The sequence below is a fragment of the Gilliamella sp. B14448G11 genome (genome assembly GCF_016101765.1).
GTDB classification, from domain to species: Bacteria; Pseudomonadota; Gammaproteobacteria; order Enterobacterales; family Orbaceae; genus Gilliamella; species Gilliamella apicola_N.
Genome location: NZ_JACFPX010000004.1, coordinates 1 through 25,670 on the forward strand (window position 1 = coordinate 1; position 25,670 = coordinate 25,670).

Sequence of the window (25,670 nt, forward strand, 5' to 3'; positions counted from 1 at the left end):
CTATGATAATTTTTAAATCTCGACTATATTTTGACATAAAAAGACCCCCAGTTAGTGGTTGTCCAACTATTGGGGGTCACTTCAATACGCGCTTTTTATTATTAACGTAATGGCATTTCTGATTGAACTACTTTAATCGGTTTGCTTCTGGTTTTAGATTGAGAAGTTCTCACATGGTTTGTGATCCACAATTTATGGTGAGGTTGACATTGAGGACCTAAATAGATCTTTTCAAGATAATCTTCTATTTTGCCATAATTAACAAATAGACTATTTGCATAAGCATAATCTTTCGGTGCTTGTATTAACTCATCAGCAATATTGGTAATATAAAACATCCGACATTCATCTTCATCCTCAAAGGCGGCATGCTTGACTAAGCATGAGATAGGCATCAATGCTAAAGCAATCAATTGATCCAAATTAGTTATTTTTTCGATTATCTCTTTTTGCTTAGGTTCTTCAGGATTTTTCAAAGAATGAATAATTTCTTCAATTTGCTGTAATTTTTTTCTAACTGTATTTATTTTTGCTTCTTCATTTAGCGAGTCTAAATAATTATTCCACTTAGCATCAATATTTTCAGCAGAATCACTTTGATGTTCTAAATAAAAGGAGTACTTGTTACGTTTAGCAATACTAATGTAACCATTTTTTGGATCAAAATAGAGACAACGGAATAATGGCAAAGAACCAACAGAAGATGTAATATTTTTTTCAGTAACAATTTCAGAGTTTTTTAGGTCTGAATTTTCGTTTAAATTATTCTCGGTTTTATCGTTCTTATGATTCAAATTATCATTTGAATTATCTAATCCCATAGTTGCCACTACGCTTTTAGCTGAATCATTTATTGGTAAACCTAAAGCAGTATTATTGAACAAATGATTAATACTCTCAGGATTAATACTTCTATTAATATCATCACCAAAAAACTTTTTATTAAAAACCAAACTAACACTTGAACCGACAATATTGTTTTCATTACCATAAAGCCTGAATTGATTTAATGAATTATGATTAAATGAAAAACTAGATAAAAAAGTTTTGATTTCATTATCTTTTTCAGTCTTAACACCTAACGAGTCAGTTAAAACTTTGTTTTCAGTTGGATCATTCATAAAATCCACCACATTTAAACGAAAATCACTTGGTTTATTTTTATTTTTTAAAAGGTTAAATAACACTTCTGGTTTTGTATAATGAGCCACTTGCCGTTCAAATATTAGTCCATCATTATTTTCAGATTCATTTAAATTAAACTCTACAAGTAGTTCTTTTTGTATGTGAAGTGTTAATTCTCTAATATCACAAATTTTAGCAACAAGATTATCCCTTTGTTTTTTTTCAAATATTGATGAATCTTTATTGCTAATCACAGATAACATCATTTGAGCAACAATATAAATTCCAAAAATATCATCATAATAAACCACATTTTGATAATACTCTTCCGCTGATTTTAATTTAACTTTTGTTTTGTTAAAGAAAACATTATCACCTAATATCCATTGTACATAAGAATATATTATTGGATTATTTTGCTTTCCAATATTCAAATAACAGCGTTCGGCCTTCTCAATATTATGTTGATTTTGGTAAATATCACCTAAATAAAATTGTGCAAATTCATATATCCCTGGATTATCCTCCTTTTCAACATTAAAATAAAAATATTCAGCTAGTTCAATATGTTGTTTATTTTGATAAATAACACCTAAATTAAATTGTGCCACAGCATATGCCACTGAATTATCTTGCTTTTCAATACTTGAATAATATTCTTCCGCCCGATTATAATTATTATATTCATATTGGTAAATAATCCCTAAATATAATTGTGCTTGAGCATATGCCTTTGGATTGTCTTTCTTTTTAACATTTATATAATATTGTTCAGCTTTCTCAATATTATTGTTTTCATTCTGGCAAATAATACCTAGATTCAATTGTGCTTGAGCATATGCCTCTGGATTATCTTGCTTTTCAACATTTATATAACATTGTTCAGCCTTCTCAATGTTATTGTTTTCATTCTGGCAAATAATACCTAGATTCAATTGTGCTTGAGCATATGCCTCTGGATTATCATCCTTTTTAACCTTTAAATAATAGTGCTCAGCCTGCTTAATGTTATGTTTTTCTTTTCGGTAAATATCACCTAATTTACATTGTGCTTGAGCATATAACTTAGGATTATCTTGCTTTTTAACATTTAAATAACATTGTTCAGCCATCTCAATGTTATACTTTACTGTTTGGTAGATAACACCTAATTTACATTGTGCTTGAGCATATACCTTAGGATTATCTTCCTTTTTAACATTTAAATAACATTGTTCAGCCATCTCAATGTTAAATTTTGCTTCTAGATAGATAAAACCTAAATTCAATTGTGCATTAGCATATATTTCTGGATTATCCGCCTGTTTAATATTTAAAAGATGTTTTATCGCTTGCTGCCAATCTTTTTTATATTCGTAATAAATTGTACCCAATTCAAATTGAGCTTGTGCATATTCCTCATCACCATCTTGACCATCTTTCCGAGTAATTTTTTTGAGTTGTTCAATTTCCTGTTCAATTTCTGCTTCTGTTTTTTGTTGTTCCATTCCAATTCCTTTTTTTATTATTTTTATAGTCAATTAATAGTATTTAAGGTGTTACACTGTTAATAACATTAGGTATACTTTTTGTATCATTTGATTTTATCAATAGTTAAATAAAATACGAAAACATTTTGTTAATAGGTTTTATTTTAAACAATTTTGTTATAAATATGTTTATAAGAAGAATCAATGCAAGAAGCTATTTTAATTTCATACAGTTATGTAAACTAATAATTTGTCAAAGTACCTTATAGCGATTAAAATGATTTACACTTTTAAATTATCCCTAAAAACCAGAGAATTTAACTTATGCCTATATTTTATCTTCTTATTGTAGTGATTGTTTTACTTGCTGTAGTAACTGTTTTTAAAGCCATTACCATTGTGCCACAAGGATACCAATATACTATTGAGCGTTTTGGTAAATATACTCACACTCTTGAACCGGGTTTAAATATTATTATTCCTTTTATGGATGGTGTAGGTCGTAAAATCAATATGATGGAACAAGTGCTTGATATTCCATCTCAAGAAGTCATTTCTAAAGATAATGCTAATGTGCAAATTGATGCAGTTTGCTTTATTCAAGTCCAAGATGCCGCAAGAGCCGCTTATCAAGTCAATCAACTTGAACGTGCAGTAATTAATCTTATGATGACCAACATTCGTACCGTACTTGGTAGTATGGAGCTTGATGAGATGTTATCACAACGTGATCACATTAACTCAAAATTACTGAGTATTGTTGATGATGCAACCAGTCCTTGGGGCATTAAAATTACCCGTATTGAAATCCGAGATGTGCGCCCACCGGCAGAATTGATTGCAGCCATGAATGCACAAATGAAAGCTGAACGTAATAAGCGTGCTGAAATTCTAGAAGCTGAGGGGATCCGACAAGCTGCTATTTTACGTTCCGAGGGTGAAAAACAGTCAGAAATTTTAAAAGCCGAGGGTGAAAAGCAAGCCGCATTTTTACAAGCTGAGGCTCGTGAACGTGCCGCAGAAGCGGAAGCAAAAGCAACACAAATGGTTTCGGATGCGATTGCCGCTGGTAATATTAATGCAATTAACTATTTTGTTGCCCAAAAATATACTGAGGCATTACAACAGATCGGCGCTTCAGATAACAGTAAAGTGGTAATGATGCCACTTGACGCTTCATCGCTGATGGGAAGCATTGGCGGTATTGCGGAATTAATTAAAAATTCTAAATAATCCGTATTAAAGTAAGGTTAAGTAACATAAATTTCCTAGCTGATAACCAATTAGCTAGGGGATAATTGAAAAATATATTTCAATCAATAAATGAAAGGTAAAACCAATGTCTGATTTTTTAATGGTTATTTATGATTCTCCTCACTGGGTATTTATTGCTTTAGGCGGTCTTTTGCTGATTGCTGAACTATTAGGAACGGGCGGATATGCACTCTGGAGTGGAATTGCAGCCATTGCTGTTGGTTTAATCGCTTGGATTTTACCTTTATCTTGGCCTATTTTATGGATCCTTTTTTCTATTTTCACTCTTACTTCAGCTTATATTTGGTGGGTTGTATTAAAAAAACGAGATCACAATCAATCACGAAAAAATCAGATCAATCAACCTCAACAGGAGTTAATTGGCATTAAAACGGTTGTTACCGATGCGATTATTAATGGTTCAGGGCGAGTTAAAATTAAAGATGGGACTTGGTCAGCAAGATGTGATAAAGATCTCGATGTTGGTCAATCAGTTGAGGTTATTTCAATTAATGGTTTAACTTTGCATGTAAAACCATTAAATCATGAGTGATACTGTATTGGTTGAATTAATCAGAAACAATTTAATTACAATACGCGTCATTGACGCGTTTTTTTATGGTCATAATCGCAAAATACTCAATAATTAAAACGAGTATTTGTTCGGTAAAATTCTCTTAATTCATACATTCGAAACTAAATATTATTATGTTATTTTGATAATTAAATCCCGATGCCCTAGACAAGAATATCCTCATTAATTGCCTAAGATGAAGCCTAGTGTTTTAAATTATTAGACTAAAAATGATATTTTTTATAACGAATAATTTAAAACTGATATATAAATTTATCTTTGGGTTTGGGTCACTAAAAAATTGGTATTGGTATTGGTATTGGTATTTTAAGTAGTCGATTCCGTTAAAAGTTGTTCTAATATTTCATAAACAAGTAATACCCGTTTAGGGGTAATTGTTTGATTTGGCCTGTAAAGATAAAATGACCATATTTCATTTTCGTAATTATCGAACACAACGACCAGCTCTCCTGAGTCAAGATAATGCTGGCAATCTTGGCGAGCAATCGGCGCAAAAATTCGACCTGCTAATGTAGCTTGCAGTAAGCTCTTTAAATCGGTAGTAACGACACAAGGATTGACCAGAGGTATTGGCAAATCACCTATAATCCAATCCCATGCTTTACCAGTACTTGAATTAAAAATATTCCCTACAGGAAATTTTTGTGCCAATTCAAATATATCTTTTGGCAAACCTGTTTGGGTGATAAGTTTAGGTGATACAACAATCGGCTCTTGCATAACATAGATTTTTCTAGCAATCCAATGTTCGTTGGGCGTTTTACTAATGCGAATACCGATATCGATTTGGTCGTCTACAGCTTTAAGAATTTCAAAATCCGTCCGCCATTCGATATTAATCTGTGGATATGGAGCCAGTGCGGTCAATAATTGGTATAGAATTCGGTCGAAATATGGATACGGTGGTAAAGTGATTCGAACTGTACCACGTAATTCATCTTTTGCATTTTTGGGCAAACCAAATAACTGCTCTTCTTCCTGCAAAAAATGCACCGCTTTAGGTATAAACTTCTCGGCAAAATCAGTCAACGTAATGCTTCGGGTATTTCGCTTAAATAGTGGTTCGCCCAAATCATTTTCTAATTCGGCAATCATTCGGGTGATCACCTGTGGTGAAACAGAAAATTGCGCAGCGGTTTTTTTAAAACTCAATACTTCTGCCGCTACTACAAAATATTTCAACGCATCTAAACGATTCAATTCATGATCTCATTTTTTGGAATTGTGTTTTCTTATTTTAGTCATTTTAAGAGATCATTCAGTAGATTACAATGTAATCGATAGCTTTATAAAAAAGGTGAATTGCTAATAAAACATAATGGATAAGGATTCAATTATGAACACATTAATTTCTCGACGTAATTTTTTAAAATTGTCTGCCACTGTCGGAGTAGGTATGGTGTCTGCTCATACTGCCTCAATTATCCCAACCGCCCAAATGAAATATCATTACACAGGCGGTAATGTAAAAACAAAAGCCTACGCCGCTTTTGATGAATCGGGAGAACTGCGTCCATGGGAGTTTGAACGTCGCCCTGTAGGAGATAATGATATATTAATCGAAATCAAATACGCTAGCATTTGTCATTCAGATATTCATCAAGAAAAAGGCGACTGGGGCAAAATGACCTATCCGCAAGTACCGGGTCATGAGATCGTGGGCATTGTTGTTGCCGTAGGGAAAAATGTGACCAAATTTAAAATAGGTGATCGTGCAGGTGTGGGCTGCATGGTTGATTCTTGTTTAGAATGTGAAAGCTGTAAAAATGGTTTAGAACAACATTGTGACAATGATCAAACGCTATTCACCTATGGCAATCCAGACAACCGTGAGCCAACCTCAATCACTCAAGGCGGTTATTCCAGTCACATTGTAGTACGCGATCATTTTGCGGTACATATTCCTGAAAACATTAAACTACAAGAAGCCGCACCATTATTGTGTGCTGGCATAACAACATATTCGCCATTGATGAAATACAAAATTAATAAGGGTGATAAAGTCGGCGTTGTCGGCATTGGAGGTTTAGGGCACTTAGCTGTGAAAATTGCTATTGCCAAAGGAGCCAAAGTCTATGCCTTTACTACGACGGCTGAAAAAGAACAAGATATCCGTAAACTTGGTGTGGAAGAAGTGATTGTAGTTGATGATCTTAGTAAATTACAACCTTATAAAGGCAAATTAGATTATATGATTGCTACCGTGCCAGAACAGTTTGATGCAGCACAATACGCGGCAACTGTGAAACCATTTGGCTATTTTACCGTGGTCGGAATGGGGAAAAATTTTATGCTTGATATTAATAATATTGTATTGTCACAGTCACGGGTAAATTTTAATGCTTCAATGATTGGCGGTATTGCTGAAACTCAAGAGCTTTTGGAGTTCTGTTCTCAAACAGGAGTGCGCCCACAAATTCAAATGATCAGTGCAAATCAAATTAATCAAGCGTGGAAAGATGTGGTAGCGAAAAAAGCACGCTTCCGTTATGTGATTGATGCCGCCACCATTTAGATTAAATTAGTAAATTAAAGGTAAAACGTATCATCAAACATCATTAGAACCAAAAGTCGTATTAAATGAACGGCTTTTGGTTTGAGGATACAAAGATACTGCTTTCCGATAGTATAAAGCTTCACGAAAAAAGCAAGAAAAGTTCACATCATTGGCAAGATTTTTGATGTTGCCTTTATCCTGATGAGTTAATAATCATTAAATCAAAAATTGACGATATCTTTCTAAAAAATAGAGCTGTCTCTATTACATGCAAGATAGGATTAGGTAACGAGCAAAAGCTGTCAACATGGAAATCTTTCCAATAAAACCAAATTAGGGAAAAGTAAATAGCAATCTATTTTTCAATCCGTAAATTTATTTATAAAAAATGCTCATCAACCGATATTGATTGATGAGCATAAAATGAAAATTAATTATTTATCACTACCATTAGGATGCCTGATTAATAGAACATCCTAATGATGATTAACTAATGTGACATAGACGTTTTTACACCACCTTCTGGAATAGGTACATAAGCGGTTTCTTTATCGGTTCTATGTTTGTTATTACGAACTTTTAAAGCTGTCTTAATACCAAAGAAGATAATGCTATAAACAACAACCAAGAATAGAATGCTTAAGCCTGCATTAGTATAATTGTTGATTACAATATGGTGCATGTTATCAATTTGCTGTTGCGTTAATGAACCGCCCTCAGCGATACGACGTTTATACTCGCTTGCTAAATAGAAGAATCCTTCTAATTGCGGATCATTGCTGAATAATTTCAATGCTAATGCCCATGTTGTACAAATTAATAACCATATTGCTGGAATAACTGTTACCCAGACATATTGGGCTCGTTTCATCTTAATTAATACAACAGTTGCAAGCACAAGCGCAACAGCCGCTAACATTTGGTTAGAGATACCAAATAATGGCCATAAGCTCTTAACACCACCTAATGGATCGACAACGCCTTGATAGAGTAAATAACCCCATAAACCAACACAACCTAATGTACCAATAAAGCCTGCTACAAGTGAATCTGTTTTTTTCAAGAATGGTACAAAGTTACCTAATAAGTCTTGTAACATGAAGCGACCAGATCGCGTACCTGCATCTAATGCAGTAAGGATAAACAGTGCTTCAAATAAGATCCCAAAATGATACCAAAAGCCCATATTGGCACCCGGAAGAATTTGATGGAATACATGAGCAATCCCCACTGCTAACGTTGGTGCACCACCAGCACGATTTAACACAGATGGTTCACCAATATCTTTTGCCGTTTGTAGGATTTCTTCAGGTGAAATAACAAATCCCCAAGAACTTACCGTTGCAGCAGCATGTGTTGTGACATCCTTTAATTGTGCCAAAATCACTGGTGCTTCATCAGTCCCAAGTTTATGCAAATCTGGCATGGTGATACCTAACGCCGCTGGCGGAGTATTCATTGCAAAATAGAGGCCCGGTTCAATAATTGATGCTGCAACTAAAGCCATCATTGCCACGAAAGATTCCATTAACATTGCACCATAACCAATAAAACGTGCGTCGTTTTCATTAGCCAATAATTTCGGCGTAGTACCTGATGAAATCAGTGCATGGAATCCCGAAACCGCACCACAAGCTATGGTAATAAATAAGAATGGAAACAACGAACCTTTCCAAACAGGACCCATGCCATCGACATATTGAGTAACATCTGGCATTTTTAAATTAGGATTTAAAATAACAATACCTATTGCTAGACCAACAATTACTCCAATTTTTAAGAAAGTCGCTAAATAATCGCGCGGTGCTAAAATTAACCATACAGGTAACATGGCAGAAACTAAAGCATAACCCACAAGAACAAAGGTGATAGTGGTCGCCTTGAAGGTTAATGCCGGTCCCCAATAAGGATCACTAGCAATAACGCCACCAAACCATATTGATAAGATTAATAACACAATACCAATAACTGAAACTTCTAGAACTCGTCCCGGCCTTAGGAATCGCATATAAATACCCATAAATAAGGCAATTGGTACAGTTGAACAGACGGTAAACACCCCCCAAGGACTTTCAGCTAATGCATTAACAACAATTAATGCTAATACGGCTAGTATAATTAACATAATTAAAAAACAACCAAACAAAGCAATGGTTCCCGGAAAAGGCCCCATCTCTTCTTTAATCATTTCACCCAATGATGAACCATTACGGCGTGAAGATAAGAATAGAACCATAAAGTCTTGCACCGCACCAGCAAAAACGACCCCAGCAAGTAGCCAAAGTGTTCCCGGTAAATAACCTACTTGTGCAGCAAGAACAGGACCGACAAGAGGACCGGCACCTGCAATAGCAGCGAAATGGTGACCAAACAAGACATATTTATTCGTTGGCACAAAGTTTAAACCATCATTATTAATAACTGCCGGAGTTGCGCGAGTCGGATCGAGTTGCATGACTTTTGAGGCGATATACAAACTGTAATAACGATATGCAACAAGGTAAATTGATACCGAAGCGGCAACAATCCAAAGTGCACTAACATGTTCACCACGCCTTAAGGCAACAACAGCAAGGCAACATGCTCCAATAAGGGCCAAGATTAGCCATGGAATATGCTTAAAGACTTTATTATTCATAATAATTCTCTTTATAAGTTTAAAATTAATTAGTTTGATACTTTAGTCCATCAAAACAGATGCTATTTAACGATTGTTACGAATGATTAATAAAAAATTTTTAACATTACTCAAAGATTAAATCCACATAATTTCAATGGATTAATATATCAACTAACGGTCCATTTACGTTCGAGAATATAGTAATTTTTAACTTGTAAAAATAGTAATAATATTTAAGTTTCAGGTTAGATTAAGACTATGAGTGGTCAAAATTAGACACTAAGCGGTAAAACATTTTTGGCAAAACATCTACCCGTGAAATATGCTTATATCCAATTGTTATAGACCTAACTTTTCTTTAAGGCATTTTAAATAACGGCGACTGACAGGAACAGATATATCATTGATAAAAATGACATCCACACCGCCTGCATCATTAAAACGGATTTCTTTCAGTTTTTTTAAATTAACTAGGTATTGCCGATGACAACGTATTAAAGGTGTTTTGTCTTCAAGTGTTTTTAAGGTTAACTCAGTAAAATATTCATTATTGGATTGATTAAAAACATAAATTCCGCTGATTTTCGATGAAACATAAAAGACATCCTCCAAATTTAACAAGTAAATTCGATTATGACCAACACATGGAATGTATTTTAAACCCTGATTCACTTCTTTTAATTGGTTTGTATTTCCTAATAAACATTGGTGATGTAAACGATATAGAGTTTTATTTAATCTTTCTTGTTCAACTGGTTTAAGTAAATAATCAAAAGCTTGTTCCTCAAATGCTTTGATAGCAAATTCGCCATAAGCTGTTAAAAATACGATCCTAGGCTTTGTTTGTGGATCAAGCATAGATAACATTTCAAAACCGTTTATTTTGGGCATTTGAATATCCAAAAAAACAACATCTGGTTGCAGCCGATGAATTTCACGAATTGCTTCCATAGCATTATTACATTCAGCAATAATAGATATTTCAGGATCAGTTTCTAATAAGCAACGTAAATTTTCGCGTGCGGGTAATTCATCATCGACAATAATAACTTTTAACATTGAACATTCGTATCCTTTTGCAAAGGCAAGGTTAACATTACTTTAGTATACTTATCTGGTTCACATTCTATATTGATACCATATTTTTCACCATAACGAATCTTAATTCGTTTATCGACAAGATTAAGTCCTAATCCTTTATTATCTTTTTTATTTTCACAGTAATTACCAGCATTATCAATTACTTCTAATATTATCGATTGGCTGTAGGCGTGAGCGCGAATAATTACTTTACCTATACCTATCAATTGTGAAGTACCATGTTTTATCGCATTTTCAACAATGGGTTGTAGTGAAAATGCCGGCAATTGTACAAATTCTAATTCGGCTGGAATATCAAATTCGATAGTCAACTGCTCCATAAATCGCATTTTTTCAATTTGTAAGTAAGCATTAACATGCTCAAGTTCATCTTTTAAAGAGGCTATCTCTTCAGTTCTTTTTAAGTTTTTTCTAAAAAAAGTAGACAGATTTTGAACTAATTGCGAGGCCTGCGTTTTGTCACGACGTATGACGGCAAGCAAAGTATTTAACGCATTAAATAAAAAGTGAGGATTCACTTGCGCATGCAGTAATTTAATTTCAGTTTTAGACAGCAGTTGTTTATAGTGTTCATTTTGACCAGCTAAAATTTGTGCGGACAGCAGGCTAGCGATACCTTCGCCAAGCGTTCGATTGATTGAACTAAATAAGGTATTTTTTGCCTCATACAATTTAATTGTACCAACAACGGTATTGTTTTCACCTCGAAGTGGTATAACCAAAGTTGAGCCTAAACGACAATTTTTACTTATTGAACATTGATAAGGTTGATGAACCCCATCAAGATATTGTACTTCATTTTTTTCAATCGCCTCTAAAGTGCTATTGGATGTTATTAACGTGCCAGGTTTATGATGATCATCTCCAATACCAATAAAAGCTAATATTTTTTCTCGATCGGTGATCGACACCGCGCCTATATCAAGTTGTTGATAAATAATTTCAGCAACTTTGGTACTATTATGTTGATTAAAACCATCACGTAATAAACCTTCGGTGCTGACAGCAATTTTTAATGCTTTAGCTGAGAAAGCCGAAGTATATCTTTCAAATATTGCCCGTCTATCTAATAAAATCCGCATAAACATCGCAGCGCCAATACTGTTGGCAACAATCATGGGAGCCGCAATACTTCTGATAGCGTGCGAAACAACATCAAAAGGTCGAGAGATGACAAGCACTAACACCATTTCAAGTGATTCTACCAATAATCCTAAAATACCCACTATAAAAGGATTATAAATAAGATCCACCCGTCCTTTTTTCATTAATACATAGTGGAGCAGACCACTTAATAGACCCGTTAAAATTGTTGATAACATACAACTTTCGGCAGTAATGCCACCCATCAAATAGCGATGGAATCCACCAGTGATGCCCACAAGAAACCCAACTATAGGCCCACCAAGGAGTCCACCCAAAATAGCGCCTATAGCACGGGTATTAGCAATCGTATCTTCAATATGTAAGCCGAAATAGCTTCCCATAATACAAAATAAAGAAAAGATAAAATAGCAAACTAATTTGTGAGGTAAATGCACAGTAACTTGCATAAGAGGAATAACAATAGGTGTTTTACTTAGTAAATAAGCAATCACTAAGTAAACACACATTTGTTGTAGTAGCTGTAATACAAGATCAAATTCAAACATAATATTGCTACCAAATCGAAACCATCAAAAATTTCGATAAAAAATTACTGACTTATTTGTCTAATAAAGTAAACGTCTTTTTATTATGAGTTGTCGAGTCAGAGCCAATGAACACATTAAATTTACCAAGTTCGGCAACATATTGCATTTTATCATGTTATATTTAATTACAAATTTTATTTGTCCTTTTTCATGCGGTTTTAAAGTAATATTTTCAAAACCAACAAGTTGTTTGACTAGACGGCTCACCGACGCCGTTATGTCTTGTAGATACAATTGTACGGTTTGGATTCCTAGTTTATCAACAATGTTTTCAATATTAGCGGTTACAACTATTTCACTGTTCTTTGTCATCTCTGTGCTGGATAGAACAAAATCAATGTTGAAATCGGTGTAACTCAAACCAAAACCAAATGGAAATAATGGTTCGTTAGAGCTGTCAAAGTAGGAAGTTGTATATTTACCCATGTTTTTAGTCCCCCTTGGTCGCCCAGTGTTTGAATGGCTGTAATAAACGGGGATCTGTTCAATATTATAAGGAAAAGACATAGGTAATTGACCTGAAGGATTATAATCACCAAACAATACATCCGTGATAGCATTACCGCCTTCTGCGCTTAAATATCAAGTATAGCATAAGCTTGGTATATTCGTTGAATAAAATCTTATTCTATACCGAGTTGATTTTCATATTTAAGGCGCTTTAACTATAATTATTTTAATTTTTCATACTAAAACGTAGTGTTAACCTCAAACTTTTTGACAATAATAAATTGAATAGTTTAAAGGTTAACTTTGCCGACTAATGTCGACAAAAATAGATGTTAATTTTGATTAATCCCTAAAATTAGTAAACTGGAATGGTTGTCCAAATTCTCCATTTCGAACTAAAGCCATAGTGGCTTGTAAATCATCTCGAGATTTACCTGTAACACGAACTTGCTCACCTTGTACTTGAGCCTGCACTTTTATTTTACTATCTTTGATAGCCTTTACAATTTTCTTAGCTAACTCTTTATCAATCCCTTGTTTAAGCTTGACAGTAATGCTGTATAATTTTCCACTGTGTTCCATCTCCTCTGGGATTTCTAAAGCACCACCATCAATACCACGCTTGGCTAACTTATCACGTAAAATATCCAGCAACTGTTGTACTTGGAAGTCAGATTGACTCGTTGCCTTGATCGTTTCATTTTTTTCATTTAATTCAAACGATGCTTCAACGTTTTTGAAATCCCAACGGGTTGCCAACTCTCGCGTAGCATTTTCGACACCGTTTTTAACCTCAGGCATTTGGATTTCAGAGACAATATCAAAAGAAGGCATAGACTCTCCTCTTAGAGTGATTATAAATATGATTAAATTTAAGAATGAATAAAATATTTGCCGCCTTTCTAATGAGGCGGCATATAAAGACGATGGCAGCTAAATTAATCGATGGTACGTAGTAGCTCGTTAATACCTACTTTACCTAAAGTTTTTGCATCAACTTTTTTAACAATTACTGCACAATATAAGCTATATTTGCCATCTTTGGTTGGTAAGTTACCGGATACCACCACTGAACCAGCTGGTACGCGACCGTAATGGACTTCGCCTGTTGCACGATCATAGATTTTAGTGCTTTGACCAATAAATACGCCCATTGAAATTACGCTACCTTCTTCAACTATTACACCTTCAACGATTTCACTACGAGCACCGATAAAACAGTTATCTTCAATAATTGTTGGGTTAGCTTGTAATGGTTCTAACACACCACCGATACCTACACCACCAGATAAATGAACATTTTTACCAATTTGCGCACAAGATCCAACGGTTACCCATGTATCAACCATTGTGCCTTCATCAACGTATGCACCAATGTTGACATAAGAGGGCATTAACACGGTATTGCGTGCCACATAAGCACCTTTACGCGCAATCGCGGATGGTACAACACGAAAACCTTCTTGTTGGAATCGCGCTTCATCATATTCAGCAAATTTTAACGGTACCTTGTCGTAATAGTTGGTTGCGCCACCATCAATAAGTTGGTTTTCATTAATACGGAAAGAGAGCAACACCGCTTTTTTTAACCATTGATGAGTCACCCAATCACCATTAATTTTTTCTGCAACACGCATTTTACCGCTGTCTAATAAAGCGATACATTGATTAATTGCGTCACGTGTTACTGTATCAACATTTGAAGGAGTGATTTCCGCGCGGCGTTCAAAGGCTGCGTCGATAATAGTTTGTAATTGTTGCATCTCGAATTTCCTTTACTTATAAGTCCGTTAGTAAATATAAAATGGATAAACAGTATAATATAATCTGTCTTGCTTTTTAAGTGGTTTGTCAACACGAGTAAGCTCAGCAAGAAAAAAATAAACTTTATTTGGAATAAATTACACAAAATTTTCCTAACTAAAAAACATTTGTTGAGTAAATTGTAGAATCATCCATATCCATTTTAAGCACAAAACTATTATGCATACTCAAGGATTTTCATTACTCGAACTTTTGATAATTATAGGTATTAGCTCAATTGTTGCAACGGTGGGAATTCATCATTGGAAAGCAATTGCACTTCGTAATGAATTAGTTTCAACAACACAACAATTAGCTTACTTTTTAAATGAAGTTCAAGTTAAAGCTTATACTGAAAATCAAAATTATAAACTTTTTGTTTTTTCATCCCCGTGGTGTTTAACAATTACCTCAGAAGAACGCCCTGCATCATGTAAACAAGGTGAATTACATTTTATCAAACCGAATAATTCTGTAGAAATTACTGGATTAACTGAGAAAAAACTTATTTACTTTTGGGGAAGACGCAATATGGCACAATCATTTTCCTTAGAACTCTCTAATGAGATTGGTAAAAGTAAGGTTTTTGTTTCCTACCGTGGACGCATTCGATTTTGCCAGTTGAACAGTTATTTACCTAGTTTACCACCATGTTAAAAGAGTTAGGATTTTCATTACTTGAAATGCTAATCAGCATTACTTTAACAAGCTTGATTATTATTAGTGCAACCTCTTTTTATTATCAATTACAACAAAATACATTGTATTATTATCAAATAACGCATTTACAACAAGCTGTTGAGCAAGCATTAATTGGTTTATCAAAAGACATCAAACGAGCGGGATTTATCGCCGATGATCCGCATAAAATGAAAAATAATGCCCTAGAGATTGTGAACGCTCAAAATTGTATGATTATCCGATATGACAGTGAAATCCGCCATGATTGGGTCTACGATCCTTGGAACTTGAACAATTCTGATATTTTTACCTATCGCTTTAAAAATAATAATGTTGAATACAGAACAGGCGCAGTGAATTGCAAAGAAACTAAGTGGGAAAAATTATTTGACCCTGCTGAAATTAAAGTTACGAAATTCGACATTAAACACAAAAATAACACCATTGAATTATCGATAGGAGCAGAATTAAAAAAACAGAAACACATTAAATATCAGGTGACTAAAATAATCAAAAATGAAAACCTATCTAATACTGAATCAAAATAATGAAAACGGATTTAGCGCGATTATAATGGTCGTTATTTTAATGGTCATTGGATTACTATTATTAACTGGTTTTAATCAACTATTGATTTCCTGGCATAAAACTATTGCTATGGAAACTCGCTATTACAAACGATTCAATCAAGCCTGTTCGGCATTAAATTGGGCGTTAACGCAAGATTGGCAAACACCAACTGATCAGTGGCAATGCTTAAAAGACACAAAATACCAATTAAAAGCTTGTGTAAAAAAATCACAATTAAAAGTGGATAATTATCAACTTTTGCGAGGCGAGGCTGACGATTTCTTTTTATATTCTCTTGCACATTTTAAGGGGACAAAACTGGTTGTAGAAAAAGGTCATTGGTTAGATTACTGTCCAGAAAAAAGGAGTGGTGATTGTGAATAATAAAAATAGTATGGGTTTTAGTTTAATTGAATTAATGATAGCAAGTTTACTATTTTCAATAATTATTCTTGGTTTTACAGGTTTCCAAAAAACACTTATTCATCAGCATCATTATCTTTCTAATCGGTTACAAGCAGAACAAATAGCGTTTGAACTCCTTGAAAGTTATCCGGATATTGCTAACCATATCATTCCAAATGGTTGGCAATATACGCTACAAAGTGATCCATACAATAGTAGATGCAAAATGGTTTTAGTTACTGTTACACCGAACAATCTTAAATCAGTAAAACAAAAACGGCTATTTTGTAATTAATTATCGATATTAAATACTGAAAATATTGAAATTATACATCATCAGATGAGCAATTTAACCAATCATGTAGCAGTTGTAAAACTTGTTGTGTTTTTTCAGCATGTACATTATGACCAGCACCTTCTATCGTAACAATTTTAGCATTAGGAAATTGAGCATAGATAGTATCTTGATATTTGTCGGCTAAATAAACCGAATTCCCTCCACGAATAAATAAAATTGGTTTTAAACATGGCGAACTTGATGGTATGGTTTGCCAGTCGCAAATGTTAGCATATTGATCATTGATAGTTTGTAAATTAAATAACCAATGTTGGTTTTTGTAAGATTTTAATAAAAATAAACAAGTCGCTTCGCTAAGACCGGCTTCTTGCATAACTGCCATAATTTGCTTTCTATCGGTGATTTGGTTATTAAGGCAATACATTAAAGTTCTTAATATAATGGCATTGGGCGAACTGCTATATTTTACTGGTGCAATATCAATTACAACGATTTTTTGGATGAGCTGCGGTATGACTTGTGATAATTGCATCGCTACTTTGCCCCCCATAGAGTGACCAATTAAAATGATATCTTTTAATTGAAGTTCATGACAAAGATCAGCTACATCTTGCGCCATAGCGGGATAATTTATTTGATCAGACCAAGGAGATTGCCCATGATTGCGCAAATCAACTTGAATGGTTTGATAATCAGATACCAGATCTTTAGCTAACATATTTAAATTATCTAAACTACCAAATACACCATGCAGAAAAACAATTGGCTGCCCTATACCTTGCAATTTATAATTTAATTTCATATTCCAACTTAGTCTTTTATAGTTAAATATTAATATTATATAGTTATTGCTAAAGTCACCAACTATTAATTCAATAACAATAATCTCTATAACTATGATAAAATCTTGAAACAATTTTTTAAAAGTGTTAAATCGTATGTTTCAAAATAATCCGCTACTTGCACAACTAAAGCAAGAACTTCATCAACAAACACCTCGTATTGAAGGTACCGTCCGAGCCCATGAAAAAGGATTTGGTTTTTTAGATGTTGATAATAAAACCAGTTATTTCATTACTGCAAATAAAATGAAAACCGTATGCAATGGCGATAAAGTATCTGGAACAGTAATTGAAAATGGTGATAAAAAGGTTTTTGAACCAGAATCATTAATTGAAAGCCCCCTACAAAGATTTATAGGAAAAATAGGTTTTCAAGAGCGAACAATGGTTATTTATCCTGAAAACATGCCTGCAAATTTAGCCATCCGCTGTAAAATTAACAAACAAATTCAAGAAAAACTTAAAGAAGATGATTGGGTCGTTGCCAAATTGATTTCTCATCCTCTTGAAGAAGGTAAAAATAATTTTGTAGCGGAAATTACGCATTTTATTGCTGAAAATAGTTCAATCTATCTACCTTGGTTAAAAACTCTGGCCAGATATAATTTAGAAGATAATTCACCACAGCCGGACACATTAACAATTGATGAAAATGAACTGACTAATCGTCAAGATTTAACCGATATAGACTTTTTTACCATAGATAGTGAATATACAGAAGATATGGATGATGCTATTGCCGTTTCAAAGGACGAACAAGGTAATTACCAACTGAAAGTCGCTATTGCAGATCCAACTGCGTATATTTTACAAGACAGTCAACTTGATAAAATTGCTAAACAAAGAAATTTCACAACTTATTTACCCGATTTTAATATTCCAATGCTACCTAAAGAGTTAGCAAATGATCTTTGTTCTTTAAAAGAAAACCAAAAACGACCAGCGTTAGTATGCAATATTAATATTGATTCAAATGGTATAATAGATGAAAATAGTATCACTTTTATGCCCGCATTTATCGAATCAAAAGCGAAACTTTCTTATAATAATGTTTCAGATTTTTTAGAAAATAATGATGAATTGCTATCTAATAACGCAACCTTACCCGAACAACTCAATTTATTGTCATCCTTAGCAAAAACCAGAACCATTTGGCGACAAAACAATGCGTTAGTGTTTAAAGATAGCAATGATTATCGTTTTGTGCTTGATGAAAACCGTCATGTAAAATCCATCAATAAAGAATCTCGTCGAATTGCACGTCAAATTGTTGAAGAGGTCATGATCATCGCGAATCAAGCCTTAACTTTGCTATTAAATAATAAAATTGGATTTGGTATATTCAATATTCATTCAGGTTTTGATATTAAATTTATTGATCAAATTTTAAAAGTTTTAACCAATCATGGTATTGAAGGATTTGATAAAGAATCTTTATTATCTTTTGATGGGTATATCAAATTACGACGAATTATCGATAATGATGCGTTTTTAACGGCTCGGCTCCGCAAATGTCAAAGTCCTGCCGATTTTTCTATTCAACCACAACCTCATTTTGGCTTAGGATTAACTGCTTACGCAACTTGGACATCACCAATACGCAAATATGGAGATATGATTAATCATCGTTTAATCAAAAATTATTTACGTTCACAAACCTTGAATGAACCCGATAAAGAGCAGTTGAAAATCATGAATGAAAGGCGCAAATTATTACGTTATGCTGAACGTGATATCGCTGAAAATCTTTATGTTCAATATTTATCGGATAAAATTGGTAATAATTTTGTTGCTGAAATTGTCGATATCAACCGCGGCGGTGCTCGTCTACGTTTAACTGATATTGGTGCATTTGTATTTTTACCACTTTCAATGATTCACTCTAATCGAGAGGAAATAGTTTCAAGTCCTGAAGAGGGTGTCATTAAAATTAATAATAATATTTGCTATAAACTTTCAGATACTCTTACTGTGAAAATGCATCAAGTTAAGAAAGAGAATCAATCAATAATAGTAAAATTAGTTACAGATGAATAATTGAATTCAGAATTATCTTATTTTTTCAACAACCCCTAGTATTACATAGGGGTTTCCTAACTAATAATTAATGATATTTTAACGCTTAAACACTTTTTTTTCTTAACAATATCTGATATCTTTCTTCATCCATTAAAATATTTGTATCAACTAAAAAATAAGATTCAGAGGGTGCTATGTTATCAATTCATGGACATGAAGTCTTACAAATGATGGCTGGTAATAACTATACAGAATCATCTCTACTTGAAGCCATTGAAAAAAGGTTTGGCAAAAATGCTAAATTTCACACTTGCTCTGAAGCTAATATGAATGCTGAACAACTCATCTGCTTTTTAAAGTTAAAAGGTAAATTCAAACCTGATAATAATTCTGGATTTACAGTCAACGAAACAAAAATCTGTCGTCATTAACTCTATAAGATATTAGTGAATGTTCAGTATGCTTTTTTACACTTTTAAACTAATCGTATAGTGTATTTAATAGAATATGAGTATATAATTTCGCGCAGATCTAGCCTGCCCAAAAATTACAACTCGAAAAATATATTCATGGAATTTATATATGAAATTAAGTAATATTTTTATATGCACAATGGTTCCTATTTTTATTGCCAGTTGTGCGCATAAATCGGCTACACCAATTAAAATTGAAGAGCCACCACAGATTGAAATGGATCCATTATCTGTGCTAATGCAACAAACAGAATCGAATAACCCTTATGTGGTTAATGCAAAAGATCAATTACAAAAACTACTCCAATCACAAAATTTTAATGAATACATTTCTAATGAAGGTATTCTAAAGTGTGTCAACGACCCAAACCAATCAGCTTGTGTTTTAAATTTTTACCTTAATGAATACTATAATTTAAAATATAATATTCAAATTAAAAAAATCATTGAAGATAAACAAATTGAACACAAAATTGAATTAAGTAAAATCAATGCTACCCAAGCGAATATTGAAAAATATTGCGATCTTTCAGCAGATTTTACAGCAGCCATCTATACCAACAATAATAGTAAAATTTCTACTTTTCAAACTTTATTCAAAATGAATAAAGGAGACTTATCAATCTTGCATACTAAAATTCTTAAGGATAACTATTCTCACTTTTTGATTGACGAAAATCCAAGTATTCTTCAAGAGATGAAGACAGAATTTATGGAAAAGTGTGTGAATGATCCTAAAAATAACATTATCAATTATTTAAATATTTTCCGATAATCTTAATGCGAGTTTTTATGTATAATTTATTACCCATCAGTCAGTTCAGTAAAACAGCAACGTGCAAAATGCTTTGCATAGTTTCAGCTCTTTGTATTAGTTTTTCTTCATACGCTTTTTCATTTAATGATGTTGTGACTAAAGCAGAAAAGCTAGCAAAGAAAAGTTATGTACAACCCTCTAAAAATATCCCCAATGAATTAGCCTCGCTACAATTTGCTGATTATCAGAAAATTCAATTTAATCATGAAAAAGCTTATTGGAATGACAAAAAAACTCGTTTTAAATTAGAGTTCTATCATGAAGGGATGTATTTTGATACACCTGTCCAAATCAATGAAATTGTCAATAATCAGGTTAATGAAATTAAATTTGATCCGAGTTATTTTGATTTAAGTAAAGTCGGATTAGATCATCTAAACACGAAAAAACTTGGATTTGCCGGATTTAAAGTTCATTATCCAATAAACAACCCAACTAAAACCGATGATGAAATTTTTACAGCTCTTGGTGGTAGCTATTTCCGAGCAGTTGGAAAAGATCAACGATATGGTTTGTCCGCTCGAGGGTTAGCGATTGATACTGGTGAGATGACGGGTGAAGAGTTCCCTCGTTTTAAAGAATTTTGGATCGAAAGACCATCTCCTAAACAAAAACATTTAGTGATTTATGCTTTACTTGATTCACCTCGCGTAACGGGTGCTTATAAACTTATTTTAGTACCAAGTGTGGATACAACAATAACTGTACAAGCTAAAATATTTTTCCGCGATTCGGTGAAAAAACTTGGTATTGCACCGTTAACTAGCATGTATTTATTTGGCCCAAATCAGCCATCACCTTTATTAAATTATCGACCAGCAATGCATGACTCTAATGGGTTATCCATTTTATCAAACAGTGGTGAATGGATATGGCGACCATTAAATAATCCAAAACGGTTATCTTTTTCTTCATATAGTTTTGAAGATCCTAAAGGTTTTGGATTGATTCAACGAGATAACGGATTTGAAGATTACCAAGATCTTGATGATCATTATGAATTGCGTCCTAGCGTTTGGACAGAAATCTTAGGCAATTGGCAAAAAGGTCGGGTTGAACTGGTTGAAATCCCTACAGCAGATGAAACAAACGATAATATCGTTTCATTCTGGGTACCTGCAAAACAATATAAAGCTGGTGACAGTCTTGATGTTAGGTACCGATTACACTATTCATTAAATGAAAAGCAACGTTATCCCGATAATGTAGCTAGAGCAATTAGCACTCGATTATCATTAGGTGATATAAAACAAGCAAATTTAATTCGTAAACTTGATGGTTCGAACGCTTATATTATTGACTTTGCTGGTCCTAATTTATCAGAACAAGAGCCTGTTAAAGCAATATCAAGCATCAATAACGGATCTATTGTGAGCTGTGAAGTACAATATAATTCTGTAACAAAAGGTTGGCGAGTTCTTATTCGATTTAATGTTCAAGACAATAAAAAACCAACGGATATTCGCGTTCAATTAGCTTCAGAAAAAACGAATCAGATTTTATCTGAAACTTGGAGCGGTCAATATCCAGGGCAATAACGATAATAAGATAACATAATGAAAAAAGATTACTTTGCTACTCTTTCTGGCGCAGATAACTGGCGCCAGAAATCAAAAAACAATGGAATTGAGCCAAATAATACTGAATTTCTGAAATATCGCCTAAATCAAATTGGCGATACATCAAACTACATTGATGAAAGAAATCAGCAACCCAGTTATCCAAAAGTTGAACGCGTTTCGATTCAACCACAAAAATGGAACAAACGCTATAAAGCCAATTTCAAAGCTAAAGTTAATCTCATCGCGGTTATTCGTCGCTTAATAATGTTTGCACTAATTGTAATACAAACATATTTCGGGACTACCTATCTATCGACACTGTTACCTTATCAAAGCTGGGAAAAAATTAATTTCATGGCTAATTGGGCTAATAACCCTGAATTAGCCATATACAGTATTATTCCTTATATTATACAAGGTTTTATTATTTTCCTATTTGCTATTTTGTTTGCTTGGATTTCAATTGGTTTTTGGACAAGCGTTATGGGACTAATTTTAGCTGTAATAAGAAAAGACCGCTATACTATTGAAATCCCTAAAGATGCAGCAAAACACATTGATGTTAATCATCGTACTGCATTAGTTATGCCAATTTGTAATGAAGATGTAGCACGCGTTTTTGCTGGATTACAAGCGACCTATCAATCTTTGGTTGAAACTGGTCACGCGGATTGCTGTGATTTTTATATTTTAAGCGATACGAATGATCCCGATCTTTATGTAAATGAATTAAAAGCATGGGCAGATTTTAATGCTCAGAAAGATGATAATGGATGCAATATTTTTTACCGACATCGTAAACGTCGAGTAAAACGTAAAAGTGGTAACATTGATGATTTTTGTCGACGCTGGGGACATTTATATGAATATATGTTAATACTTGACGCCGACAGCATTATGACTGGTGATTGTATATTAAATATGATTGCCATGATGGAAATGACACCTAAAGCGGGCATATTACAGTCACCGCCAAAATCAGTTAGAATGAAGACGCTTTATGGTCGAATCCAACAATTTGCCAATCAGATTTACAGTGATATTTTTTGTGCAGGCACCCATTTTTGGCAACTTAGTGAAGCACAGTATTGGGGACACAATGCGATGATTCGCTTAAAACCTTTTATTGAACACTGTATTTTATCCCCACTACAAAAACGTAAAGGGCCGATTCATATTTTGTCACACGATCTTGTTGAAGCGACTTTAATGAGACGTGCAGGATATGGAGTTTGGATCGCCTATAATATGAATGGCAGTTACGAAGAGCTACCAGGCAATATGATTGAAGATCTAAAACGAGATAACCGTTGGTGTATGGGGAACTTAATTAATTTAAGATTGATTTTTAAAAGTGGTATAACTTTAACACACAGAGTTATGTTTTTAACGAGTGGAATGGCTTATATTTCATCTTTATTATGGTTAACATTTTTATTTTTCTCAACGCTGCTTTTATTAGTTTTTAATTTATCTGATCAACAATATTTTTTCCAACCTAACCAATTTTATCCGACATGGCCAAGATGGGATGAAAATTTGGCATTACAATTGTTATCTACGACGATGGTATTATTGTTTGCGCCTAAATTCTTTAGTTATGGCATTATCATTGCTAAAACAGGTGCCAAAGATGTGGGGGGGATTTTCAAGCTGACTCTATCAATATTCATCGAAATGTTCTGGTCGATGATACTCGCCCCAATACGCATGATATTCCATAGTAAGTTTGTGATAAAAGCATGGCTAGGCAGTAAAATTCAATGGAAATCCCCGTCAAGAAACGACGATGCTTTAACATGGGGTGAATCTTTCTATTTTTGTTGGCCTCTCTCTTTATTAGGCATTATTTGGCTTGGCGTGATTATTTGGTTAAATCCTCAGTTTACTTACTGGTATATTGCTATTCTAATTCCACTGACTATTTCGCCATTAGTGATTAGAATTTCAGGATTATCAAGCATTGGCATGAGCGCGAAAAAACTAGGTCTATTTTTAACTCCAGAGGAAACTCATCCAGCTAAAGCTGTGACCATGACGGGAGAATATCTAGTTAAAACGGAAGCTAACATCGTTGAACATGGTTTTATCATGGCATTGGTTGATCCTATTTACAATGCGTTAGCTTGCGCATTGTCCACTTCTCGCCATTTACCTAATATAAAAATTGAGCAAAGGCGTCTTGAGCTAATTGAGCAATTTAAACAAGCTGATTTAGAAAAAATCAATAAAGAACAACAGTTAGCAATTTTAGAAGATCCAATCATTCTTTCTGAGCTACATCAGCATGTTTGGCAGTTGCAAGAAATATACGACAATTTATTCACTTTATGGCAAAATGAACGTCAATAATAAAAAATAGGGCTTAAGCCCTATTTTTCTTCTTTTAGTAATTGATCAAAATCCATGGATATTTTTTATGACTTGGCAACCTTCCGCATCTATCAATAACCTACTTAAGCGCGCGAAAATTATTTCACAAGTACGACAATTTTTTACTGATCGCTGTATATTAGAAGTCGAAACGCCGACCTTGAGCCAATATGCCGTTACTGATGTGCATTTGAGTTCTTTCTCTACTACCTTTTTTAGACCGGGGGAATTCGACGAACAACTTGGGCGAAAGATGTCATTAATTACCAGTCCAGAATACCACATGAAGCGTTTATTAGCAGCGGGAAGTGGTCCAATCTATCAGATCTGTAAATGTTTTCGCAATCATGAGGAAATCAGCGATTTTCATAATCCTGAATTTACTATGCTTGAATGGTATCGTATTCAATTTGATATGATGCAAATGATTAATGAAGTTGATGATCTATTACAAACAATTTTAGATTGTGAACCAGCGGAACGTGTTTCTTATCAAAAAGCATTTCAACGTCACCTTAATATTGATCCATTAGAAGCAGATCAAGCAACGTTAGTTAACGCAGTTAATCAGCTCAATATCGGGATCAAAACAGAAGAGTTTGATAAAGATGGTTTATTGCAATGTTTATTTACTTTTGGCGTTGAACCCCATATTGGTCATGATAAACCGATTGCCGTATATAACTTCCCTGCTTCACAAGCAGCATTAGCTGCAATTAGCAGTGAAGATCATCGCGTTGCTGGGCGCTTTGAATTCTATTACAAAGGTGTTGAACTTGCTAATGGTTTTAAAGAATTAACAAACCCACAAGAACAAAGACTACGTTTTGAACAAAACAATCAAGATAGACTCAATTTGAATCTTCCTCAACAAGAAATCGATATTGAGCTATTAGCAGCAATGGAAAATGGTCTACCTGACTGCGCTGGAGTTGCGATAGGTTTAGATCGCTTAATCATGTTAGCGCTTGATTCAAAGAAACTAGATGATGTCATTTCATTTACCTTTGAAAGGGCTTAGT

At 33.8% G+C, this 25,670-nt stretch carries 22 protein-coding genes and 1 pseudogene; 13 read left to right on the forward strand and 10 right to left on the reverse strand.

Features of this window, described 5'->3' with window-relative positions:
- Positions 1-101 precede the first annotated feature (101 nt).
- Positions 102-2,612, reverse strand: coding sequence for a sel1 repeat family protein (locus H3S88_RS03880; RefSeq protein ID WP_198227122.1), 2,511 nt, complete (start codon positions 2,610-2,612; stop codon positions 102-104).
- Between the two features lie 306 nt (positions 2,613-2,918).
- Between H3S88_RS03880 and H3S88_RS03885 the strand changes: the two genes are divergently transcribed.
- Together H3S88_RS03885 and H3S88_RS03890 are read left to right on the forward strand one after the other, a co-directional pair.
- The gene (locus H3S88_RS03885; protein ID WP_198227120.1) at positions 2,919-3,827 is read left to right on the forward strand and encodes an SPFH domain-containing protein; all 909 of its coding nucleotides are present in this window, start codon (positions 2,919-2,921) and stop codon (positions 3,825-3,827) included.
- Between the two features lie 106 nt (positions 3,828-3,933).
- Positions 3,934-4,401, forward strand: coding sequence for an NfeD family protein (locus H3S88_RS03890; protein ID WP_198227118.1), 468 nt, complete (start codon positions 3,934-3,936; stop codon positions 4,399-4,401).
- A 348-nt stretch (positions 4,402-4,749) separates the two neighbouring features.
- On the opposite strand, the gene H3S88_RS03895 is transcribed toward H3S88_RS03890, so the two are convergent.
- A complete protein-coding gene (locus H3S88_RS03895) occupies positions 4,750-5,643 on the reverse strand; it encodes a LysR family transcriptional regulator (RefSeq protein ID WP_198227116.1) in 894 nt (297 codons plus the stop codon).
- Positions 5,644-5,779: 136 nt separating this feature from the next.
- Here H3S88_RS03895 and H3S88_RS03900 point away from each other — a divergent pair, with 136 nt between their 5' ends.
- Entirely contained in the window at positions 5,780-6,958 is a 1,179-nt protein-coding gene (locus H3S88_RS03900; protein ID WP_198227114.1) for an NAD(P)-dependent alcohol dehydrogenase, read from the forward strand.
- Between the two features lie 472 nt (positions 6,959-7,430).
- On the opposite strand, the gene H3S88_RS03905 is transcribed toward H3S88_RS03900, so the two are convergent.
- The 7 genes and pseudogenes from H3S88_RS03905 to dapD all read right to left on the reverse strand — a co-directional run bounded on the left by H3S88_RS03905 (position 7,431) and on the right by dapD (position 14,568).
- Complete coding sequence (locus tag H3S88_RS03905; RefSeq protein WP_232352445.1) at positions 7,431-9,578, reverse strand: carbon starvation CstA family protein; 2,148 nt, start codon at positions 9,576-9,578, stop codon at positions 7,431-7,433.
- 321 nt (positions 9,579-9,899) lie between these two features.
- The gene (gene btsR, locus H3S88_RS03910; protein WP_198227112.1) at positions 9,900-10,619 is read right to left on the reverse strand and encodes a two-component system response regulator BtsR; all 720 of its coding nucleotides are present in this window, start codon (positions 10,617-10,619) and stop codon (positions 9,900-9,902) included.
- The gene (locus H3S88_RS03915; RefSeq protein ID WP_198227110.1) at positions 10,613-12,313 is read right to left on the reverse strand and encodes a sensor histidine kinase; all 1,701 of its coding nucleotides are present in this window, start codon (positions 12,311-12,313) and stop codon (positions 10,613-10,615) included. The genes btsR and H3S88_RS03915 overlap by 7 nt, the downstream gene beginning before the upstream one ends.
- Before the next feature lie 60 nt (positions 12,314-12,373).
- Complete coding sequence (locus tag H3S88_RS13335; protein WP_255519156.1) at positions 12,374-12,667, reverse strand: fibronectin type III-like domain-contianing protein; 294 nt, start codon at positions 12,665-12,667, stop codon at positions 12,374-12,376.
- Positions 12,668-12,718: 51 nt separating this feature from the next.
- Positions 12,719-12,919, reverse strand: a pseudogene (locus H3S88_RS13340) (glycoside hydrolase family 3 C-terminal domain-containing protein); the annotation flags it as partial.
- A gap of 228 nt (positions 12,920-13,147) precedes the next feature.
- Entirely contained in the window at positions 13,148-13,639 is a 492-nt protein-coding gene (locus H3S88_RS03925; protein ID WP_025316067.1) for a YajQ family cyclic di-GMP-binding protein, read from the reverse strand.
- Between the two features lie 104 nt (positions 13,640-13,743).
- A complete protein-coding gene (gene dapD / locus H3S88_RS03930; protein WP_198227106.1) occupies positions 13,744-14,568 on the reverse strand; it encodes a 2,3,4,5-tetrahydropyridine-2,6-dicarboxylate N-succinyltransferase in 825 nt (274 codons plus the stop codon).
- 220 nt (positions 14,569-14,788) lie between these two features.
- On the opposite strand from dapD, the gene H3S88_RS03935 reads away from it, so the two are divergent.
- The 4 genes from H3S88_RS03935 to H3S88_RS03950 are packed head-to-tail and all read left to right on the forward strand — an operon-like array spanning position 14,789 to position 16,559.
- Positions 14,789-15,265, forward strand: a complete 477-nt coding sequence (locus H3S88_RS03935) for a prepilin-type N-terminal cleavage/methylation domain-containing protein (protein ID WP_198227105.1) — start codon at positions 14,789-14,791, stop codon at positions 15,263-15,265.
- Positions 15,259-15,837: a prepilin peptidase-dependent protein gene (locus H3S88_RS03940; protein WP_198227103.1), complete on the forward strand. Its 579-nt coding sequence runs from the start codon at positions 15,259-15,261 to the stop codon at positions 15,835-15,837. The genes H3S88_RS03935 and H3S88_RS03940 overlap by 7 nt, the downstream gene beginning before the upstream one ends.
- Positions 15,806-16,243: a DUF2509 family protein gene (locus H3S88_RS03945; protein ID WP_198227101.1), complete on the forward strand. Its 438-nt coding sequence runs from the start codon at positions 15,806-15,808 to the stop codon at positions 16,241-16,243. The genes H3S88_RS03940 and H3S88_RS03945 overlap by 32 nt, the downstream gene beginning before the upstream one ends.
- A complete protein-coding gene (locus H3S88_RS03950; protein WP_086326307.1) occupies positions 16,236-16,559 on the forward strand; it encodes a prepilin-type N-terminal cleavage/methylation domain-containing protein in 324 nt (107 codons plus the stop codon). Before H3S88_RS03945 ends, H3S88_RS03950 begins: the two co-directional genes overlap by 8 nt.
- A 31-nt stretch (positions 16,560-16,590) precedes the next feature.
- On the opposite strand, the gene H3S88_RS03955 is transcribed toward H3S88_RS03950, so the two are convergent.
- Positions 16,591-17,364, reverse strand: a complete 774-nt coding sequence (locus H3S88_RS03955) for an alpha/beta fold hydrolase (protein WP_198227099.1) — start codon at positions 17,362-17,364, stop codon at positions 16,591-16,593.
- Positions 17,365-17,500: 136 nt separating this feature from the next.
- On the opposite strand from H3S88_RS03955, the gene H3S88_RS03960 reads away from it, so the two are divergent.
- From H3S88_RS03960 to epmA, 6 genes are all read left to right on the forward strand, one after another.
- On the forward strand, positions 17,501-19,441 hold the full coding sequence (locus H3S88_RS03960; protein ID WP_198227097.1) for an exoribonuclease II: 1,941 nt from the start codon (positions 17,501-17,503) through the stop codon (positions 19,439-19,441).
- Between the two features lie 176 nt (positions 19,442-19,617).
- Positions 19,618-19,854, forward strand: a complete 237-nt coding sequence (locus tag H3S88_RS03965) for a YecH family metal-binding protein (protein ID WP_086327761.1) — start codon at positions 19,618-19,620, stop codon at positions 19,852-19,854.
- Positions 19,855-20,005: 151 nt separating this feature from the next.
- Complete coding sequence (locus tag H3S88_RS03970) at positions 20,006-20,671, forward strand: hypothetical protein (protein ID WP_198227095.1); 666 nt, start codon at positions 20,006-20,008, stop codon at positions 20,669-20,671.
- Positions 20,672-20,688: 17 nt separating this feature from the next.
- Positions 20,689-22,251: a glucan biosynthesis protein G gene (locus H3S88_RS03975; RefSeq protein WP_198227093.1), complete on the forward strand. Its 1,563-nt coding sequence runs from the start codon at positions 20,689-20,691 to the stop codon at positions 22,249-22,251.
- An 18-nt stretch (positions 22,252-22,269) separates the two neighbouring features.
- The gene (gene mdoH, locus H3S88_RS03980) at positions 22,270-24,627 is read left to right on the forward strand and encodes a glucans biosynthesis glucosyltransferase MdoH (RefSeq protein ID WP_198227091.1); all 2,358 of its coding nucleotides are present in this window, start codon (positions 22,270-22,272) and stop codon (positions 24,625-24,627) included.
- 67 nt (positions 24,628-24,694) lie between these two features.
- Positions 24,695-25,669 carry an elongation factor P--(R)-beta-lysine ligase gene (gene epmA / locus H3S88_RS03985; protein WP_144091578.1) on the forward strand — a complete coding sequence of 325 codons (975 nt, stop codon included), beginning with the start codon at positions 24,695-24,697 and terminating at the stop codon, positions 25,667-25,669.
- Position 25,670: the final 1 nt, after the last annotated feature.

Coding starts and splice junctions, on each gene's coding strand:
- H3S88_RS03880 (WP_198227122.1), bottom strand. CDS start 2,612: ATGGAACAACAAAAAACAGAAGCAGAAATTGAACAGGAAATTGAACAA.
- H3S88_RS03885 (WP_198227120.1), top strand. CDS start 2,919: ATGCCTATATTTTATCTTCTTATTGTAGTGATTGTTTTACTTGCTGTA.
- H3S88_RS03890 (WP_198227118.1), top strand. CDS start 3,934: ATGTCTGATTTTTTAATGGTTATTTATGATTCTCCTCACTGGGTATTT.
- H3S88_RS03900 (WP_198227114.1), top strand. CDS start 5,780: ATGAACACATTAATTTCTCGACGTAATTTTTTAAAATTGTCTGCCACT.
- H3S88_RS03905 (WP_232352445.1), bottom strand. CDS start 9,578: ATGAATAATAAAGTCTTTAAGCATATTCCATGGCTAATCTTGGCCCTT.
- btsR (WP_198227112.1), bottom strand. CDS start 10,619: ATGTTAAAAGTTATTATTGTCGATGATGAATTACCCGCACGCGAAAAT.
- H3S88_RS03915 (WP_198227110.1), bottom strand. CDS start 12,313: ATGTTTGAATTTGATCTTGTATTACAGCTACTACAACAAATGTGTGTT.
- H3S88_RS13335 (WP_255519156.1), bottom strand. CDS start 12,667: ATGACAAAGAACAGTGAAATAGTTGTAACCGCTAATATTGAAAACATT.
- H3S88_RS03925 (WP_025316067.1), bottom strand. CDS start 13,639: ATGCCTTCTTTTGATATTGTCTCTGAAATCCAAATGCCTGAGGTTAAA.
- dapD (WP_198227106.1), bottom strand. CDS start 14,568: ATGCAACAATTACAAACTATTATCGACGCAGCCTTTGAACGCCGCGCG.
- H3S88_RS03935 (WP_198227105.1), top strand. CDS start 14,789: ATGCATACTCAAGGATTTTCATTACTCGAACTTTTGATAATTATAGGT.
- H3S88_RS03940 (WP_198227103.1), top strand. CDS start 15,259: ATGTTAAAAGAGTTAGGATTTTCATTACTTGAAATGCTAATCAGCATT.
- H3S88_RS03945 (WP_198227101.1), top strand. CDS start 15,806: ATGAAAACCTATCTAATACTGAATCAAAATAATGAAAACGGATTTAGC.
- H3S88_RS03955 (WP_198227099.1), bottom strand. CDS start 17,364: ATGAAATTAAATTATAAATTGCAAGGTATAGGGCAGCCAATTGTTTTT.
- H3S88_RS03960 (WP_198227097.1), top strand. CDS start 17,501: ATGTTTCAAAATAATCCGCTACTTGCACAACTAAAGCAAGAACTTCAT.
- H3S88_RS03965 (WP_086327761.1), top strand. CDS start 19,618: ATGTTATCAATTCATGGACATGAAGTCTTACAAATGATGGCTGGTAAT.
- H3S88_RS03970 (WP_198227095.1), top strand. CDS start 20,006: ATGAAATTAAGTAATATTTTTATATGCACAATGGTTCCTATTTTTATT.
- H3S88_RS03975 (WP_198227093.1), top strand. CDS start 20,689: ATGTATAATTTATTACCCATCAGTCAGTTCAGTAAAACAGCAACGTGC.
- mdoH (WP_198227091.1), top strand. CDS start 22,270: ATGAAAAAAGATTACTTTGCTACTCTTTCTGGCGCAGATAACTGGCGC.
- epmA (WP_144091578.1), top strand. CDS start 24,695: ATGACTTGGCAACCTTCCGCATCTATCAATAACCTACTTAAGCGCGCG.